This is a genomic window from Paenimyroides viscosum (assembly GCF_003858535.1).
GTDB classification, from domain to species: domain Bacteria; phylum Bacteroidota; class Bacteroidia; order Flavobacteriales; family Flavobacteriaceae; genus Flavobacterium; species Flavobacterium viscosum.
In genome coordinates this window covers 7,075-25,476 of record NZ_RQTJ01000022.1, presented here as the reverse complement: position 1 = coordinate 25,476, position 18,402 = coordinate 7,075, and the positions used below count along the sequence as shown (strand labels likewise).

At 33.3% G+C, this 18,402-nt stretch carries 16 protein-coding genes and 1 other RNA gene; 6 read left to right on the top strand and 11 right to left on the bottom strand.

Features of this window, described 5'->3' with window-relative positions; genetic code table 11:
* Nucleotides 1-78: 78 nt before the first annotated feature.
* From EG242_RS10270 to EG242_RS10260, 3 genes are read right to left on the bottom strand one after another with little or no spacing between them, the layout of a single operon-like run.
* Nucleotides 79-1,143 carry a T9SS type A sorting domain-containing protein gene (locus EG242_RS10270; protein ID WP_124899794.1) on the bottom strand — a complete coding sequence of 355 codons (1,065 nt, stop codon included), beginning with the start codon at nt 1,141-1,143 and terminating at the stop codon, nt 79-81.
* 34 nt (nt 1,144-1,177) lie between these two features.
* A complete protein-coding gene (locus EG242_RS10265) occupies nt 1,178-3,637 on the bottom strand; it encodes a TonB-dependent receptor (protein WP_317124945.1) in 2,460 nt (819 codons plus the stop codon).
* Nucleotides 3,638-3,647: 10 nt separating this feature from the next.
* Nucleotides 3,648-5,318, bottom strand: a complete 1,671-nt coding sequence (locus EG242_RS10260; protein WP_124899792.1) for a M23 family metallopeptidase — start codon at nt 5,316-5,318, stop codon at nt 3,648-3,650.
* 157 nt (nt 5,319-5,475) lie between these two features.
* Here EG242_RS10260 and EG242_RS10255 point away from each other — a divergent pair, with 157 nt between their 5' ends.
* From EG242_RS10255 to rny, 4 genes are all read left to right on the top strand, one after another.
* Complete coding sequence (locus EG242_RS10255; RefSeq protein ID WP_124899791.1) at nt 5,476-5,772, top strand: hypothetical protein; 297 nt, start codon at nt 5,476-5,478, stop codon at nt 5,770-5,772.
* Between the two features lie 6 nt (nt 5,773-5,778).
* The gene (locus tag EG242_RS10250; RefSeq protein ID WP_124899790.1) at nt 5,779-6,081 is read left to right on the top strand and encodes a cell division protein ZapA; all 303 of its coding nucleotides are present in this window, start codon (nt 5,779-5,781) and stop codon (nt 6,079-6,081) included.
* Between the two features lie 60 nt (nt 6,082-6,141).
* A non-coding RNA gene (ssrS, locus tag EG242_RS10245) (6S RNA) lies at nt 6,142-6,249 on the top strand.
* Nucleotides 6,250-6,297: 48 nt separating this feature from the next.
* Nucleotides 6,298-7,863, top strand: a complete 1,566-nt coding sequence (rny, locus tag EG242_RS10240) for a ribonuclease Y (RefSeq protein ID WP_124899789.1) — start codon at nt 6,298-6,300, stop codon at nt 7,861-7,863.
* A 48-nt stretch (nt 7,864-7,911) separates the two neighbouring features.
* Here rny and EG242_RS10235 read toward each other — a convergent pair whose 3' ends face one another.
* The 6 genes from EG242_RS10235 to EG242_RS10210 all read right to left on the bottom strand — a co-directional run bounded on the left by EG242_RS10235 (nt 7,912) and on the right by EG242_RS10210 (nt 13,732).
* Nucleotides 7,912-8,535, bottom strand: a complete 624-nt coding sequence (locus EG242_RS10235; protein WP_124899788.1) for a DEAD/DEAH box helicase — start codon at nt 8,533-8,535, stop codon at nt 7,912-7,914.
* 5 nt (nt 8,536-8,540) lie between these two features.
* Nucleotides 8,541-9,704 (bottom strand): sigma-54-dependent transcriptional regulator, encoded by a 1,164-nt coding sequence (locus EG242_RS10230; RefSeq protein WP_124899787.1) that lies wholly within the window; start codon nt 9,702-9,704, stop codon nt 8,541-8,543.
* 2 nt (nt 9,705-9,706) lie between these two features.
* Entirely contained in the window at nt 9,707-10,996 is a 1,290-nt protein-coding gene (locus EG242_RS10225; protein ID WP_124899786.1) for an ABC transporter permease, read from the bottom strand.
* Nucleotides 10,996-11,919, bottom strand: a complete 924-nt coding sequence (locus EG242_RS10220) for an ABC transporter ATP-binding protein (protein WP_124899785.1) — start codon at nt 11,917-11,919, stop codon at nt 10,996-10,998. The genes EG242_RS10225 and EG242_RS10220 overlap by 1 nt, the downstream gene beginning before the upstream one ends.
* A 148-nt stretch (nt 11,920-12,067) precedes the next feature.
* Entirely contained in the window at nt 12,068-13,186 is a 1,119-nt protein-coding gene (gene dnaJ, locus EG242_RS10215; protein WP_124899784.1) for a molecular chaperone DnaJ, read from the bottom strand.
* Between the two features lie 9 nt (nt 13,187-13,195).
* On the bottom strand, nt 13,196-13,732 hold the full coding sequence (locus EG242_RS10210) for a nucleotide exchange factor GrpE (protein WP_124899783.1): 537 nt from the start codon (nt 13,730-13,732) through the stop codon (nt 13,196-13,198).
* A gap of 174 nt (nt 13,733-13,906) precedes the next feature.
* Here EG242_RS10210 and EG242_RS10205 point away from each other — a divergent pair, with 174 nt between their 5' ends.
* The gene (locus EG242_RS10205; RefSeq protein WP_124899782.1) at nt 13,907-14,572 is read left to right on the top strand and encodes a YceI family protein; all 666 of its coding nucleotides are present in this window, start codon (nt 13,907-13,909) and stop codon (nt 14,570-14,572) included.
* A gap of 166 nt (nt 14,573-14,738) precedes the next feature.
* Here EG242_RS10205 and EG242_RS10200 read toward each other — a convergent pair whose 3' ends face one another.
* Together EG242_RS10200 and EG242_RS10195 are read right to left on the bottom strand one after the other, a co-directional pair.
* Nucleotides 14,739-15,935, bottom strand: a complete 1,197-nt coding sequence (locus EG242_RS10200; RefSeq protein ID WP_124899781.1) for a pyridoxal phosphate-dependent aminotransferase — start codon at nt 15,933-15,935, stop codon at nt 14,739-14,741.
* Nucleotides 15,936-16,239: 304 nt separating this feature from the next.
* Nucleotides 16,240-17,493, bottom strand: a complete 1,254-nt coding sequence (locus EG242_RS10195; RefSeq protein ID WP_124899780.1) for a T9SS type A sorting domain-containing protein — start codon at nt 17,491-17,493, stop codon at nt 16,240-16,242.
* 128 nt (nt 17,494-17,621) lie between these two features.
* Here EG242_RS10195 and rsmG point away from each other — a divergent pair, with 128 nt between their 5' ends.
* Nucleotides 17,622-18,251 (top strand): 16S rRNA (guanine(527)-N(7))-methyltransferase RsmG, encoded by a 630-nt coding sequence (rsmG, locus tag EG242_RS10190; protein ID WP_124899779.1) that lies wholly within the window; start codon nt 17,622-17,624, stop codon nt 18,249-18,251.
* The last annotated feature ends 151 nt before the right edge of the window (nt 18,252-18,402 follow it).

The window sequence follows — 18,402 nt, the reverse complement described above, 5'->3', positions numbered from 1 at the left end:
CACGCTACAAAAAATATCAATATAATCAATATTTTATTACCTAACTATACATTTCCCTTGTCATTAGCCAGTTGTATTTTACTTTTTAATAATTTTTTTTACCGCTACACCTTTAATGGTTTTTATATGCAACATATAAGTACCCGATGCCAAATTTTCAATATTTAACTGCACTTGGTTTTCTTTATTAAAAAAATACGATTGTACAGTTTTACCACTTATATCAAAAACATGTATCTGTTCTACGCTTATGTTTTCACGGTTTGTAATGTTAACAATGTTGTTGGCAGGGTTAGGAAACACATTGAATTTTGTAGCCAATTGTTCGTTTATGCTTAAAGCTATAATATTTGGTGGAACAACTTTTAAACCCGTTATTTTAATATTATCAAATTTATGAACCATTTGGGAAGCGTTTGCAATAGCTGCATCTGCATATAATGATAGTAAAACAGGTTTAAAATCTTCTATTAAATTGTTAGATGTGCTTTTGCTTAAAAAGTCGCCTACAGCAACTTTATTAAAATAAGGTGTTTCAACATAAGCTTTTCTATTATTATAATCTAAATAAACTATAAAAGAAATCCAAGTGTTAACAGGTAAACTGTCAACATTGCCACTGTCATTGCCTAATTTCAACACATTGTTTGTCCCAAAATCATCCAACGATCTTGCATAAATAAAGTTTTTATTAACAATGTTATGATAAATCATCAATAACCTTTTATTGTTATTATCATGTAATGATATAGTGATGTAAGGAGCCCTATTAGTAGCCATATAGTATTGTGTTCCTGTATAATAATCAATTTCAACCTTAATTACATCGTTTCCTGTTGTACGTTGATTTATAAATGTACTTAAATCTTTTTTTGCTACCATATATTCACCTTGTGGAGTAGTAAATGTAAGTACCTTACCCTTAAAAGCTTCATTTGTAATATTAAATGCACTGCTGCTGTGGTTAAGTGGGGCGTAAAGAATCTCTGTTAGCCAATTACCTTGTCCGGGAACTACCCCTGTAACATCTGTGCCTAAATTTCCTAATGTGTAGTTATCAAAATTATCATTTAATAATATCTGTGCCGAAGTTAACTGTACTGTAAATAAAACCGTTAAAACAAGTAGTAATTTTTTAAACATAATGTTAATTTAAAAGGTTAATATTAAAAACTTTTTACCAACGCATATTTAGCTTTAAATTAAAGGTACGCATGGTCATTCTATTAGGAATGGCGTACATGGTTTTAGAATATACGTCGCGAACCCATGTATTTGTTATGGCGTTTTCGTTATTAAACAAGTTGTAAATTTCAAAACCTAAAGCAACTTCTTCAAAAGGCTGCAACCATTTTTTTTCTGATTTAAACATTTGATCTTTAAAAATATACGAAAAACCTGCATCGGCCCTCATATAATTTTTTAATCGTAATTGATAATCATACGGATCAACATACGACGGTGAACCACCTGGTAACGGTGTATTATAAACTAAATTTAAGTATAGTTTTAAATTAGGAATTGCAGGCATATAATCTTGAAACATTAAACCTATTTTTAATCGCTGATCTGTTGGGCGGGCAATAAATCCGCGTTCGTTATAATTTTCTTCGGTTTTTAAATATCCTACAGAAAGCCACGATTCAATACCCGGAACAATTTCACCATTCATACGCACATCTGCACCATAAACATACGCTTGGGCATTATTATCGGCTCTATATCTTATACGAACATTCTCCAATGTATAGGTGTTTACGTTTGATAAATCTTTGTAATACAACTCGGTAAACAACTTAAACGGCGTGTTTTTTATCTTGAAACTATAATCGTTCGATAAAACAATATGAATTGATTGCTGTGCTTTTACGTTAGGATTGATCGATCCGTCCATTGCTCGTAATTCGCGGTAACTTGGTGGTTGATGATACAAACCGCCCGACAGACGAAAAACCATATCCATTTTATCCCAATTGGGTTTAATGGCAAATTGCGCTCGCGGACTGATTGTAACTTGTGCGTTTGCTGTTTTGTATCCTTCGGCATCAACATTCCAATAATGCGCTCTGGCACCAACATTTAAAAATGTTTCATGTTCACCAATTGATCCACGTTTGCTCCATTGTGCAAAACCGTTTAAGCGATTGATTTTTACAAAATTGGTTGCACGAACATTTTGGTAAGGCACTAATTCACCTAGATAAGGTTCGTAAGGCTGATTATTTGGTGTTGAAAAATACGGGTGAGCCAAAGAAAAACCTGCCGAATCTACCACTTCCCATTCAACCAAACGGTCACGAATATCCTCGGAAACATAACGTACGCCCCACTCTATTTCATTTTCATCTAATTTATGTTGCCCTTTAACCTCGGCACTAACAATTAAGGCATCGTAATTATTTCTACCGTGATTTAACTGCGAACCCAAACCAACGGTGTACTCTACTTCGCCTGCATTTCCGCCTAAATCGCCACTTACATTTCCTAAAGCATATTGACCTAAAATATCGTAATATTCTTCTTCTTTTGTATGATAAGCCGATGCAATTACTTTATAACTATTTTCTAAATTAGGTTTAAAAATACCTTTCAACGCTCCAAAATACGTTTGGTATTGATCTATTTCTGCACCTTGATAATAAACCGATAGTTCTTTTGAATCGCCAAAGGTTCCAAATTTAGTGCGTTTAACTTGTGGTTTGTATTCGTATACATTAGAAGATGCATTTAAAAGCACACTCCACTCCCATTTTGCCGACGGTTGAAAAGTTATAAGCGATTGTGCATCTAAATAACGTGGTTTATAATCTACTTCAACATCTTGCGAATTTACTAACAACGCATTGTTACGATATCTAAAACCGGTAATGGCTGTCCATTTTTCATTTTTCGATGCTAAATCAACCGTAAGTCCGCCACCTAAAATACTGGCATCTAATTGACCGCCGAATTGTTTTGGTTTGCGATAGGTAATATCTAAAACAGACGACATTTTATCGCCGTATTTTGCTTGAAATCCACCGGAAGAAAAATCGACTTTCTCTGTCATTGAAGTATTGGTAAAACTTAAACCTTCTTGCTGACCAGATCGAATTAAAAATGGTCTATACACTTCTATTTCGTTTACATAAACTAAGTTTTCATCGTAATTTCCGCCACGAACCGCATACTGCGTAGAAAGTTCGTTGTTAGAATAAACGCCCGGAAGCGTTTTTAGAATATTTTCTACACCAGCATTTGCACCAGGAATTCTACGAATTACATCGGGTGCTATAATGGTTGTACCTTCAAAACGTTGTTTTAAGTTGCTATTAATGACCAATTCTTTCAATTGTTCGGAATGTTCGCTTAAACGAATGTTCAACTCAAAAGACTGATTTTCTTTTAAAGATTCTGTGTAAGTAACTGTTTGGTAAGTTTCGGCTTGAAACTTTACAGTAACTTGTGCGGACGGAGAAACTTCTAAAAAATAAAATCCGTTGGCGTTGGTATAAACCTGCTTATCTTGTGCCTGTACCAACACATTTTCTACGGGAGAATCTTGTTCGTTTAACACAACACCTTTAATTTGAGCCGTTTGCGCGAACCCAAATACAGATATCATAGAAATCGAAAAAACATATATGCTTTTGTTCAAAATATTTTATTTAGTTAACAACTATCGTTTGTTCAAATGTAGTATTATTTCCAACACGGTCAGTAACTTCTAATCGTAAAGTATTGGTGCCGGCTGTAAATTTTTTATCGCTTAATTTATGAATTAATTTCTTTGTTTTGTAATCATAATCAAATAAAATCCATTCGTTATTTAAATATCCGTTGTAGGTATCAATCCCCGAAAGCTTGTCTTCAATTTCAAAAACCAAAACATCGTCTACTGTAAATTCACTTAGACTGCTTGTAAAACGAACAATTGGATCTTCTGTATCTTGTACTAATTTATATGTACCGAGTTCTTTTGTACGAATTCTGAAATCGTTATCGCGTTTCCAGGTATCAAAAAACTTAATCTTTTTTCCATCGGTTTTTCCTATAAAGGTTTTGTCTTTGTTTGGATAATCATCTGGAATAATCATTTTTATGTTGATATTTTTCTGAACCGGATATTCATCTTTATGTAAAACAAGGATATTATCTGAAAAATCTATGTTTAAATGAACATCTTCAAAAAAAGTGCGCGCATCCCATTCAACCGAAACATTTTTATCTTCAAATGCATAATCTTTCAAATAATCAATGTATTTACCTGTTGGTTTTGATTTTTCTATTGGTTGATAATCATGATATTTTATAGGAATATTTATGGTTTGCTTATTATCATGCGCATCAAAAACTTCGATTTTAAAATTAAAATCTGCGTTATCCTCCAACTTTATTTGTCCGTTATTCTTTTTTATTTTGATTAAACTTAAAGGCAAATCGTTAATAATAAATAATTTTTGAATTCTGTTTCCTGATATTTGATAATACTTATAATCGATATACTGATTAAGGTATTTAGATTCATCGAAGGAAAATTCATCGAAAACAACTTCAAAATACTTCGATCCATTCAAATAAGTAACAATTTTATAGATTCCGTTTTTACCACGGCTGCCATTTTGCGTATCGTGCGTGTTAATCCCTAAACCAATTGACCCTTTTGCCTGAATAGTTTCACTATTATACGTATTATTCACCTTGTTTAAAGCCACTTCAAAAAACGAATTTCCGTTGTTAATTATTGTTTCATTTGTTAACGGATACACATAAACACCGTTAATAATGGCTTGCTCGGTGTCGGTAATTTTATCTTTTAATGAAACTGCAATGGGGTTTAAAATATGTTCTGTTTGTGTATCGCGAATTTCATAATGCAAATGTGGTCCACCAGATCCGCCGGTATTGCCAATGTATCCAATAATATCGCCTTTTTTCACAGGAAGTTCATTTGCTAGCGGAAATAATTCCATTTCAAACTTTTTATTTTCGTAATGCTTCTGGTTCACGTAATCATCAATTTTATCATTATAAGCACTTAAATGTCCGTAAACAGTGGTATATCCATTGGTGTGTTTAATATACAGTGCTTTCCCGTAACCAAAACTGCTTACTTTTAAACGGTTCACAATGCCGTCGGCAGGAGCATAAACAGGATCGCCAATTTTATAATTAGCACTAAAATCTACACCCGCATGAAAATGATTTGGACGCAATTCGCCAAAACTACCCGCAACCAACAATGGAATTTTAATAGGAACATCGAGCTCTGGAATATTTTCCTGCTGTGCAAAACAATTTGTACCAATCAACAACAAACAAATTAATCTGTAACCCATACTTAAAATTTTAATTACGAATAAGATAACAAAAAAATAAATACATTTATAGAAATGTTTAACTAAATTAAAATAAATAAAGCGTGCTTATTTCATTTTTTTTTTTTATTTTCGATGAAAGAATAGTAAATTTGTATAATTATTTAAATGTTGTATAATGGAAAAACTTAGTGATATCACTTTATCGATTGAAACGAAGTTAAATAAATTAATACAGCATTTAGAAAAAGTTGTAAAAGAGAACGAACAGTTAAAAAGTGAACTTCTACAACACCAAACACAGCAGACGATTTTGCAAGAAAAACATATTGAATTACAAAAACAATATGATAATTTAAAAATTGCAAATGGATTATTGGGCAGTGAAGATTTTAAAAAAGAAACAAAACTAAAGATAAATTCATTAGTTCGAGAGATAGATCATTGCATATCACAATTAACAAAAATAGATTAATTGTTTATGGAAAAATTAAAGATAAAAGTTTCTATTGCAGACAGGGTGTACCCTTTAACCGTTAATCCGGATCAAGAAGAAGGTATACGTGCTGCCATAAAAAAAATAGAAGCAATGACACTGCAACTCGAAGAAAATTTTGAAATGCGCGACAAACAAGATGTTTTAGCTTTTTGTGCTTTACAGTTTGCATCGCAAGTTGAACAAAATAGAATACAAAACGAAGAAGGTTTAGACAATTCTAAAGAAAAACTAATTGAATTTAATAACGGTTTAGATACTATTTTATTAAAATATCATATAAAATAACAGTCTTATTTATTTAGTAAGATTGATACAATACTGCTCACATTAGCTACTGTTTGATAAACTCAACACTAACAAATTAAAATGGGTGAATCATTGCCACTAAAGCAAGCCATCTTTGAATGGATCCTTGAACGGCAAGATAACTCAAAACTTGTTTTCCTAGAGTTTATGCAACTCTTCTAATGTGAGCTTTTTTTATTAACTATTTACACACAAATGGAAACAGCAATATTTATTATTTGCGCAATGATAGTAGGTGCCGGTGTTGGTTTTGCAATAGCAAAATACCTTGAAAAAAACAACGCATCGTCTATCTTAAAAAACGCAAAAAACGAAGCAAAAGTAATCTTAAAAGATGCCCGTGCAGAAGGTGAAACTATTAAAAAAGATAAAATACTTCAGGCTAAAGAAAAATTCATTGAATTAAAAGCAGAGCATGAACAAATTATTTTATCAAGAGATAAAAAAATAGCTGAAACTGAAAAAAGAACACGCGATAAAGAATCTCAAATATCTAACGAGTTAAATCGTGCGAAAAAAGCTGCCGAAGAAAGCGAAAAAAGTATTAAAGATTACGAAATTAAACTAGAATCTTTAGAACGTAAACAGGAAGAGACTGATAAATTACATCGCGTACAGCTTGAAAAATTAGAGCAAATTGCTGGTTTAACTGCAGACGAAGCTAGACTTCAATTAGTTGAAAACTTGAAAGCAGAAGCTAAAACACAAGCAATGTCTTACATACAGGACACTGTTGAAGAGGCTAAGATGACAGCACAGCAAGAAGCTCGTAAAATTATTATCAATACCATTCAACGTGTAGGAACAGAAGAAGCAATTGAAAATTGTGTATCTGTTTTTAACATTGAATCAGATGATGTTAAAGGACGTATTATTGGTCGTGAAGGTCGTAATATTCGTGCTTTGGAAGCTGCAACTGGTGTTGAAATTATTGTAGATGATACTCCTGAAGCTATTATTCTTTCATGCTTTGATCCAGTTCGACGTGAAATTGCCCGTTTATCTTTACACCGATTAGTAACAGACGGACGTATTCACCCTGCAAGAATTGAAGAAGTTGTTGCAAAAACTGCAAAACAAATCGACGAGGAAATTGTTGAAACTGGTAAACGTACCGTAATTGATTTAGGTATTCACGGTTTACACCCTGAACTAATTAAAATGGTAGGTCGTATGAAATACCGTTCGTCTTACGGACAAAACCTATTACATCATTCACGTGAAGTTGCTAGACTTTGTGGTATAATGGCCGCAGAATTGGGATTAAACGTAAAATTAGCAAAACGTGCCGGTTTATTACACGATATAGGTAAAGTTCCTGACACAGAAAGTGATTTACCACACGCTTTATTAGGTATGCAATTGGCAGAAAAGCATGGGGAAAAACCAGAAGTTTGTAACGCTATTGGTGCACACCACGATGAAATTGAAATGAATTCTTTGATATCACCAATTATTCAGGTTTGTGATGCTATTTCAGGAGCGCGACCAGGCGCACGTAGACAAGTTTTAGATTCGTATATTCAGCGTTTAAAAGATTTAGAGGATATTGCTCATGGTTTTGGAGGCGTTAAGAATGCTTACGCTATCCAAGCTGGTAGAGAATTGCGTGTTATTGTAGATTGCGAAAAAGTTTCAGATGAATTAGCATCTAACTTATCGTTCCAGATTTCTCAAAAAATTCAAACCGAAATGACGTATCCAGGTCAGGTTAAGATTACCGTAATCAGAGAAACAAGAGCTGTTAATATAGCGAAATAATATACGGAAGTAATTCATAAAAAAAACAGAGCTTAAAGCTCTGTTTTTTTATTCTTCATCTTCATTATCAGAAAACCAATAACTGTCTAACATGGTTTTATCTACAAAGATTTCTAACCGTTCCGTTTCTTGTTGTACAACATACAATCGCTGTGTTTTGCCTATGCTTTCAGACAAACGGTGTAAACGCGTATCATGACGTAAACGCAACAGTTCATCAGTATCATTAATTACCAACATTTGTAATTGGTTAACATCAAACCCTGCATTTCCAAACATAAAACTTAAACGCTCTGGTGTACCAATTAACACATCAATCCCCAAAGAAATTTGATTTTTATCTTCATCTAAATCAGTTTTGTCATGCGTCATAAAAATACGCAAATCAGTATATTTAGCCAATTGTTTAAAAACATCATTCATTAATAGCGCTTCTGGTTTATCTTCTACAATAACCAATGCACGAGGTGACAGCATAAAAGCTTTTTCTAAACGTTGAATAACAGAAATTGCAATAGCTTCTTTTTGTTCTTTTTTATCTTCAATTACAAGAACCACATCATTCCCTGATTTAATAGTTCCAAAAGCTTCTTTAATAACATTTGGAGCCTCTGTTAAACCGTTTTCAATTAAGGTTTGTTGTAAATTTGGATTTATCTTCTTTAAATTCATTTTTTTTATTTTGATGCAAAAAGTTCTACGTCGGATTTTGAAATTTCTTTTCCGCCTAAAATTATCAGGCGTTCTACTACATTTCGTAATTCACGAATATTTCCTGTCCAATCGTATTCTTTTAAAAGGTTTATCGCATCGGCAGAAAATGCTTTTTGTGCACTGCCATTTTCGTCGGCAATTTTCTTTGTGAAATGTTCAATCAATAACGGAATATCATCTCTGCGATCGTTCAATGCTGGAACTTTTATTAAAATTACAGCCAAACGATGGTATAAATCTTCCCGGAACCTGCCTTCTTCAATTTCTTTACGCAGATCTTTATTGGTAGCCGCAATTACACGAACATCAACTTTAATATCCTTATCGGCTCCTACCCTTGTAATCATGCTTTCTTGCAACGCCCGCAAAACTTTTGCCTGTGCAGCCAAGCTCATATCGCCAATTTCATCTAAAAAGATTGTTCCTTTATCGGCAGCTTCAAACTTTCCAGCGCGATCTTTAACAGCTGATGTAAAAGCACCTTTTACGTGACCAAACAATTCGCTTTCGATTAGTTCTGACGGAATTGCTGCACAGTTTACTTCGATCAACGGAAATTGGGCACGGTTACTTTTTTCGTGCAGATTATGTGCAACCAATTCTTTACCTGTTCCATTTGGTCCGGTAATTAAAACGCGCGCATCGGTTTCGGCAACCTTATCAACCATGTCTTTTATTTGCTGAATAGGTTCACTTTCGCCAATCATTTGGTAGTTTTTACTTACCTTTTTCTTTAAACGTTTGTTTTCTACAACCAACAATTTATTATCTAACGCATTGCGAACGGTTGTTAACAATCGGTTTAAATCTGGTGGTTTTGAAATATAATCAAAAGCTCCTAAACGCATGGTATTAACAGCAGTTTCTAAATCGCCATGACCCGAAATCATTAGAAACGGAATTTCTGGCTTTATTTTTTTAGCTTCTTGTAATACTTCTTCACCGTCTTTTTTTGGCATTTTTATATCACAAATAACTAAATCGAAATCATCGCTTTTTATTTTTTCTAAACCTTCTTCTCCATCGGCAGCTTCAAAAACTACATACTGATCGTTTTCTTCTGCCAATATTTTTGATAATACTCTGCGGATTGAAGCTTCGTCTTCTATAATTAAAATTTTAGCCATACTTAATATTTAAGCCATTTTATAAGTTCTTTCCAAGTTGGTTTTTTGCCGTACATTAAAATACCTACGCGGTAAATTTTTGACGCTACCCAAACAATAGCTATAAAGGTAGCAAATAAAAGTGCAATTGAAAGTGCAATTTCGTAAAACGGTACACCAAACGGAATGCGCATTAACATTACAATGGGCGATGTAAACGGAATCATGGAGAAAATAGTTGCTACGGTTCCGTGTGGTTCGTTCATTACTGTGAAAAAACCTATGTAAACCCCTAACATTAACGGCATAATTACAGGAAACATAAACTGTTGCGTATCGGTTTCGTTATCAACTGCTGCACCAATTGCTGCGTATAATGAGCTGTATAAAAAGTATCCGCCAATGAAATAAATCAGGAAATAGATTAACATGCTTGCTAATGGCAGTTTTAAAAATTCGGCAAAATACAGTTGAAAATCAGCTAATTTGGATGCCTCAACAGCCATTTCTGTAGTAGGTGTTGATGTATTTAGTCCAAAAACAAAATTGGCAATAACAAGTAAAATACCGCCAACAATTGCCCAAATTACAAATTGTAAAATACCGGCTAAAGTGGTTCCGATGATTTTCCCCATCATTAATTGGATTGGTTTTATGGAAGAAATGATAATTTCTATTATTCGACTTGTTTTTTCTTCGATAACACTTCGCATAACCATGTTTCCGTAAATAATAATGAACATCATAATTAAATAACCGAAAACAGATCCAATAGCAACCTTCATTTCATTTAAGCCTTTAACGGTTTCTTCGCCCGATGCTTTTGTAAGATGCATTGTAACATCGATTTTAGATTGATCTAACAAAACGGTATCAACACCTTGACTGCTTAAGTTTTTACGAAGTAATTTTTCTGATAATTTAGATTCTGTACTAGCGATAAACCCTAAACTCGGGCTATCTTCTGATACATATTCTATTGCTTTTTCGTAGTCTTCTAAATTATCTTTCTTTGGAATAAACAACACGCCTTCGTAATTTGCCTGCGAAACGCTGTCTTTTAAAAGTTTAGGATCTATTTTAGAAACATCGTGGTATTTATAACTTTCGCTGTTTTTAAATTCGCTAACAAACATTCCGGTTTCATCGTGAATACCAATATGTTTTACTTCTGTTTTCATGGAACTTAAATAGCCAATTAAGGCTGCAACTGCTACAAAAATAATCGGACTAACGAATGTCATCACGATAAATGATTTATTTCGAACTTTAGAAATAAATTCTCTTTTTATAATTAAAGATAAAACGCCCATTAGTTATTGGTTACAGTTTGAATAAAAATATCGTTGATGCTCGGAATTTTTTCAGCAAAATGCGTTATCTGACCAAACGGAAGCACATCATTCAATAATTCATTGGCTGATTTGTCATTTAACTTAACAGCTAATTTTAGTTCGTTATCTAACGATTTAAAAAACGTATCTTCTATTTGATATTTTGCATTCAGGAAGTCTTTCAACTGATTTGGGTTTAAAGCATTTATTCCTAAATCAAAAGTATTAGAACGATATTGCTTTTTAATATCTACCAAAGATCCTGCTAACAATTTTTCTGATTTATGAATTAAGGCAATTTCATCACAAAGCTCTTCTACGCTTTCCATACGGTGTGTAGAAAAAATAATGGTACTGCCTTTTTGCTTCAACTCTAAAATTTCGTCTTTAATAATATTGGCATTCACGGGATCGAAACCTGAAAAAGGCTCATCGAATATCAATAATTTTGGTTGATGCAATACGGTTACCACAAATTGTATTTTTTGTGCCATACCTTTTGATAGTTCTTGGATTTTTTTGTTCCACCAATCACCGATTTCTAATTTATCAAACCAATATTTTAATTGCTTTTTAGCTTCATCTTTAGAAATTCCTTTTAATTGTGCCAGATACAAAGCTTGTTCGCCCACTTTCATACTTTTATACAAGCCACGCTCTTCGGGCATATAGCCGATATGTTTTACATGGGTTGGATTCAATTTTTCGCCATTTAAAATCACTTCGCCACTATCGGGAAAAGTAATTTGATTAATGATCCGAATAAGTGAAGTTTTACCTGCCCCATTTGGACCCAACAATCCAAAAATAGATCCTTGTGGCACTTCTAAAGATACGTTGTTTAAAGCGGTTTTTTCACCATACTTTTTTACAACATTATTTACTTGTAATATTGGTTTCATAGTTTTAAACTAAATAAATGGATACAAAGATACAAAGTAGCTAAAAAAAACCCATCCTTGTTTTTACAAACAAGGATGGGAAAAATTGCTATGAAAAAGAAAATCCACCGTTTTATAAGTGTAATACAAGTTTACAAAATTATTTGTATTAAGAAAACATTTCTTTTACTTTTTCAAAAAAACTTTTATCTCCTTTTTGAGGATGTGGTGTGAAATTATCGTCATTCTTCATTTTTTCGAAGAAATCTTTTTGTTCTTTTGTTAATTTTTTAGGTGTCCAAACGTTGATGTGTATTAGGAAATCACCGTTTCCGTAACCATTTAAGCTAGGTAATCCTTTACCTTTTAATCGAAGAATTTTTCCAGACTGAATTCCTTCATCTATTTTAATACGAACTTTACCATTTACGGTATCTATTTCTTTTGATCCACCTAAAGCAGCGTCGGCAATATTCAAATACAAATCATAATGAATATTTTCGCCTTCGCGTTTTAAAAATTCGTGTTCTATTTCTTCAATAACAACAATTAAATCACCCGGAATACTGTTGGCACCTGGCGCCTCGTTTCCTTTACCCGAAACTTTTAACTGAATACCATCTGAAACACCCGCAGGAATTTTTATAGAAACAGTTTCTTCGGTTTGAATCATTCCTTCGGTGTCTGCTCCTTGTGGTTTGTGATCTAAAGTTTGACCTGAACCTTGACAACTAGGACATGGAGAAGATGTTTGCATACGTCCCAAAATAGTATTTTGTACACGCATTACCTGACCTGAACCATTACAAGTTGCACAAGTTTTATAAGTTACACCGCTTGCCTGAACTTTACGCTTAACTTTAACTTTTTTCTCTACCCCGTTTGCTATATCTTCTAAAGTAAGCTTTACTTTAATACGTAAGCTAGATCCTTTAACACGACGTTGACCGCCACCGCCGCCAAAACCACCGAAGCCGCCAAAACCACCACCAAAGATATCGCCAAACTGGCTAAAAATATCTTCCATGTTGTTAAAACCGCCATGACCACCAAAGCCGCCACCATTTTCAAATGCCGCATGACCATACTGATCGTAACGTGCTTTTTTATCTGCATCGCTTAAAACTTCGTATGCTTCTGCAGCTAATTTAAAGTTTTCTTCTGCTGCTTTGTCGCCCGGATTTTTATCAGGGTGAAACTCAATTGCTTTTTTACGGTATGCTTTTTTAATAGCACTTGCGTCGGCACTTTTATCTATACCTAATATTTCGTAATAATCTTTCTTCATTGTGGTTTATTATTGACCGATAACAACTTTTGGGAAACGAATAATTTTTTCGCCTAACTTATATCCTTTTTCTACAACATCGTAAACTTTTCCTTTAAACTCGTCGCCTGCAGGAATTTGTGTTATAGCTTCTGCTATATCGGCATCAAAGCTATCTCCTTTATTAATTTCGACTAAACTTAATCCTTTTGCCGACAAATTGTCACGCAATTTAGTTGATATTAAATTAAACCCTGTCAGATGTTCACTTTCGCCCAATGTTTCCATTTGTGCAATTGCTCTGTCAAAATCATCTAAAACAGGTAAAATATTTTTCATAACATCTTCATTTGCAGTAGAAAATAATTCTACACGCTCGCGAGCAGTTCTTTTTCTAAAGTTTTCAAACTCTGCAAACAATCTTAAGAATTTGTCTTTTTCATTTGCCAGCTGCTCTTCTAACTTTTCTGTATCTGTTAATTGATCTGCTGTTTCAACACTTTGGTTATCTATATCCTGTTCAGCGTTTTGCTGAATATCTTGATCTTTTAATTCTTCGTTTTCCATTTTTATCGATGTTTAACTTAATCACTAATTAACAAAAGTAAAGCCATTCTTATTTTTTAGACAAATTGGCAGTAGTTATTAAATTAACCTACATTAAGAAATGTGTTTACCGTATATTTTTTTGTGTTTTGAAATAAGAATTTAGATATATTTGCATAAATAAATTTAATTATTATGAAAAAAAATGTATTTGCACTGATTGCTTTCGCAGCATTATCATTAACTGCATGTAAAAAAGAAAACACAACTGCTGAAACTGATACAGTTGGAACTACTACTGAAACAGTTGATGGTGTAACATATAACGCTAATGTGGCTGAGTCTAAAATTGACTGGGTTGGTGGTAAAGTTTCTGGAGATCAACATATTGGAACTATCGCTTTAAAAGAAGGTCAGGTTATTGTATCAAACAACTTAGTAACGGGTGGTAAATTTACAATTGATATGAATTCTATCGTTGTTACTGATATCACTGATGCTGAAATGAAAGCTGGTTTAGAAGGACATTTAAAAGGTGCTACTGCTGAAAATGCAGATCATTTCTTTAATGTATCTAAATTCCCAACAGCTACTTTTGAAATTACAAACGTTACTGAAGAAAACGGAAAACAAATGGTTGAAGGTAATTTAACTATTAAAGAAGCTACGCACGGAATTAAATTCCCAGCTACGGTTACTGTTACTGATGCTGACGTTACTATTGCTTCTGATGAGTTTGAAATTGACAGAACTAAATTTGCTGTTAACTACAACTCTGGATCTGTTGTTAAAGATTTAGCTGGTGATAAAGTTATTAACGATAACATTAAATTGAAAATTTCTGTTAAAGCAACAAAATAATCAATTACAAAATAGGTTAAATTAAAAATCCCGAAAGTAACTTTCGGGATTTTTTTGTGATGTATCGAATTGAATTATTCAATCTTTTTATTAATTGAAATAAAGTAATTTATCATCTCTTAGATTCTTCACTATACTTCGTTTCGTTCGAATGACAAAGAAATTTTTATTGTTCTTTTAAAACTTCTTTAATGCGTTTAAATGCTTCAATTAAAAATGTTTCGCTTGTTGCGTAAGACAAACGGATACAATTTGGGTTACCAAAAGCATCGCCAGTTACCGTTGCAACGTTAGCATATTCTAACAAATACAAAGCTAAATCATCGGCATTATTGATTAAAACTCCGTTTAATGTTTTACCGAAATAGTACGAAACATCAGGAAAAACATAAAAAGCACCTTCTGGCACATTCACTTCCAACCCTTTAATATCATTCACTAAATGTAAAACCAAATCTCTACGTTTATGGAAGGCTTCAACCATATAACCAATTTCTGACGGATTTGCCTCTAAAGCCGCAATAGTAGCTCGTTGCGCGATTGAATTTGCACCACTTGTAACCTGACCTTGTAATTTGGTACATGCTTTTGCAATAAATTCCGGAGCACCAATGTAGCCTATTCTCCAACCTGTCATAGCAAAAGCTTTGGCAACGCCGTTTACAGTAATTGTTCTTTCGAACATTCCCGGAATTGATCCGATACTACAAAAACTTCCCGAAAAATTAATGTGTTCATAAATCTCATCTGAAACTACATAAATATCTTCACGATTCTTTAAAACATCAGCCAAAGCCGTTAGTTCTTCTCTGTTATAAACCGATCCTGAAGGATTGCAAGGCGAACTAAACCACATCATTTTTGTTTTTGATGTGATTGCTTGTTGAAGTTGTTCTGGCGTAATTTTAAAATCTGATGCTACTGATGTTGGCACAACAACCGGAATTCCACCTGCCATTTTAATAATTTCGTAATAACTAACCCAATAAGGTGCGGGCAGGATAACCTCGTCGCCTTCGTTAATCATTGCCTGTGCAATATTGTATAATGATTGTTTGGCACCTGTAGAAACCACAATATTCGCAGGCTGATAATTTAAACCGTTATCGCGTTGAAATTTTGTTACAATTGCTTGTTTCAATTCCAAATAACCATCAACTGGCGGATAATTACTCCAATTTTCATCGATTGCTGTTTTTGCAGCCTCTTTAATAAAATCGGGCGTATTAAAATCGGGTTCTCCTAAACTTAAACTGATAATATCTTTACCTAAAGCAGTTAATTCTCGGGCTTTTGCAGCCATTGCCAAGGTTTGCGAAACAGATAAATTATTAATTCTATCTGACAAATGTTGTGCGCTCATTTATTTGAAATTTATGAAACCAAAGGTAACGATATTGTAACATATTATAAAACAACCTTTGGGCTTTTTTAATTTAGAAAGTGATAATTTTCTTTTGATATTTTAAAGATAAACTTAAACGTAATATAGATATATCAGATCTTTGTCAGTTCGAGCCTGTCGAGAACTTATAATTTAGTAAACTTCTCGATACGCTTCACTACGTTACGCTACTCGAAGCGACGATTTTCCTAAATGCATTAGATTAGCTATATATTTTTGGGTAAGAATTTACATATAATCACTTTTCATTTTGAGCGAAATTCTATTTTTTGATGAATTTCAGTACCGTAGAACTTCCGTTTGCTTTTATAAAATACATACCTGTATTTAAATTTTCGGTAGAAAAAGCAATGCTTGACTGATTGTTTACAGAAACCGTTTTTACCAATTGCCCCAACGTATTGTAAATATAAAGTTTGTTGTTTTGTGTATTAAAGTGCGATATATCAACACCTATAATAACTTCTACATCAGTTATATTCGATGATTCAAACCACATGAAAGTTTTGTCTTTTTTAAAAGATGGTGTTGCCAACGGTTCATTAATCTGAAATTGCACAACCACCGGCAAATGATCGCTCATATTATACAAATTATTACGCAATGTTAAAGAGTAAGTTCCTGTGCAAGTGGCATCGTTCACACTTTTATTCAAGCAGTTAGCGTTGTTTCCATACGCACTGTAAGTTCCGTTTACATACGAAAAACGAGAGCTTGTATTAAAATTTTCACTCATCATAATAAAATCAAACCGATCGTCTAATCCACCTCCTGCTCCTGCATTTGCACCACCACCAAAACCAGAACTTGACAAACGTGTACTTTGCGTGTGCAAATAACTGAACGACGGGTTGTCTTGCCAGCTTCCAGGTGCGTTTATAGGATCGATTAATTTTATAGCATTTGTAGGATCTAATATTTTCTGATAACCAATTTCGGTAGCATTATAAAAATTAAAATCACCAGCAAAAAGTACGTGTGTGTTGGGTTGTGTTAAATTTTGCAATTGTTGTGTAACAGCTTCAACCATGTCATAACGCATTTGTCGGTTTGCTGGCCCGGTACTCGATTTTAAATGTGCCACAAAAACTTCTAAATAGATAGGATTTTGAGGATCTACATTTACCTGAAATGAGTATTGATTGATATCGCGGTAAATCGTTGGCAAAGTCTGCTGACTAACTAAAGTAAGTTTTCGGGTATTGTAAAAAACCATTGTTTGCAACGGATCTGCGGTGTCTGTAAGATCAGGAACAAAAACAGCACGGTTGTAATTATCTACCTGATTTTGTAAAGAGGTATTTAAGATTAAATCGGCTGCATTTTCTGTTGCTAATTCACAAATCATAAATAAATCGGGTTGGTATTCGTCTAAAATATCTCGTAAAATAAGCTGTCGATTCTGCGGAAGCGAATTTGGAAATTTAAACACATTGTAAAACATGGCATTCAACGTTTCTTGCGAATAAGCACAAACCGAAAGCCATAAAAAAAGCCCAGTAATTATTTTTTTCATTTCATTAATTTTAATTACAAAGTAACAACTTTAATGTAACTTAAACGTTATTTGTAAAATATGTTCATTAAAACTAAATATAATTCTTTTTATGCTGATAAAACTGTATTTTTGGCAAAAATTAAGCCATGGAAGAAATTTTAGTACAGTTCCCGAATTTAACCGAGTTACAGATCAATCAATTTACGCAGTTGTATGATTTATACCAAGATTGGAATGCTAAAATTAATGTGATTTCAAGAAAAGATATCGACGAATTATACACCAAGCATATTTTACATTCGTTGGGAATTGCAAAAATCATGGCATTTAAACCAAATGCCGATGTGATGGATGTTGGCACAGGCGGCGGTTTCCCTGCTATTCCATTGGCTATTTTATTTCCTGAAACTAATTTTTACGCCATTGATGTGATCGCTAAAAAAATTAAGGTAGTAAACGAAGTTGCAACTGCTTTACAACTAAAAAATATAAAAGCCGAACAAAAAAGAGCTGAATTGGTTACTGAAAAATTCGATTTTATTGTAAGCCGTGCCGTGACAAATATGCCCGATTTTGTAAATTGGGTTAAAGCAAAAACAAAAAAACAATCGGTTCACGATTTAGATAACGGAATTCTGTATTTAAAAGGCGGCGATTTATCTGAAGAATTGAAAGATTTCCCCAAAGCTACCTTATATAATTTAAGTGACTTTTTTACTGATGAATTTTTTGAAACCAAAAAAGTGGTGCACTTACCATTGAAGTTTAAAAATTAGCAAACTTATAATGCTTCTAACAGCGACTCTTTAAAGTTAACCTGTGCACCTTTAACCCGTTGGTTGAATTCAAAATAAATAAAAATTAACCACATAGGCGCATAGAATTATCACTAATTGATATGGGATAGAAAATAATACTATTTTTCAC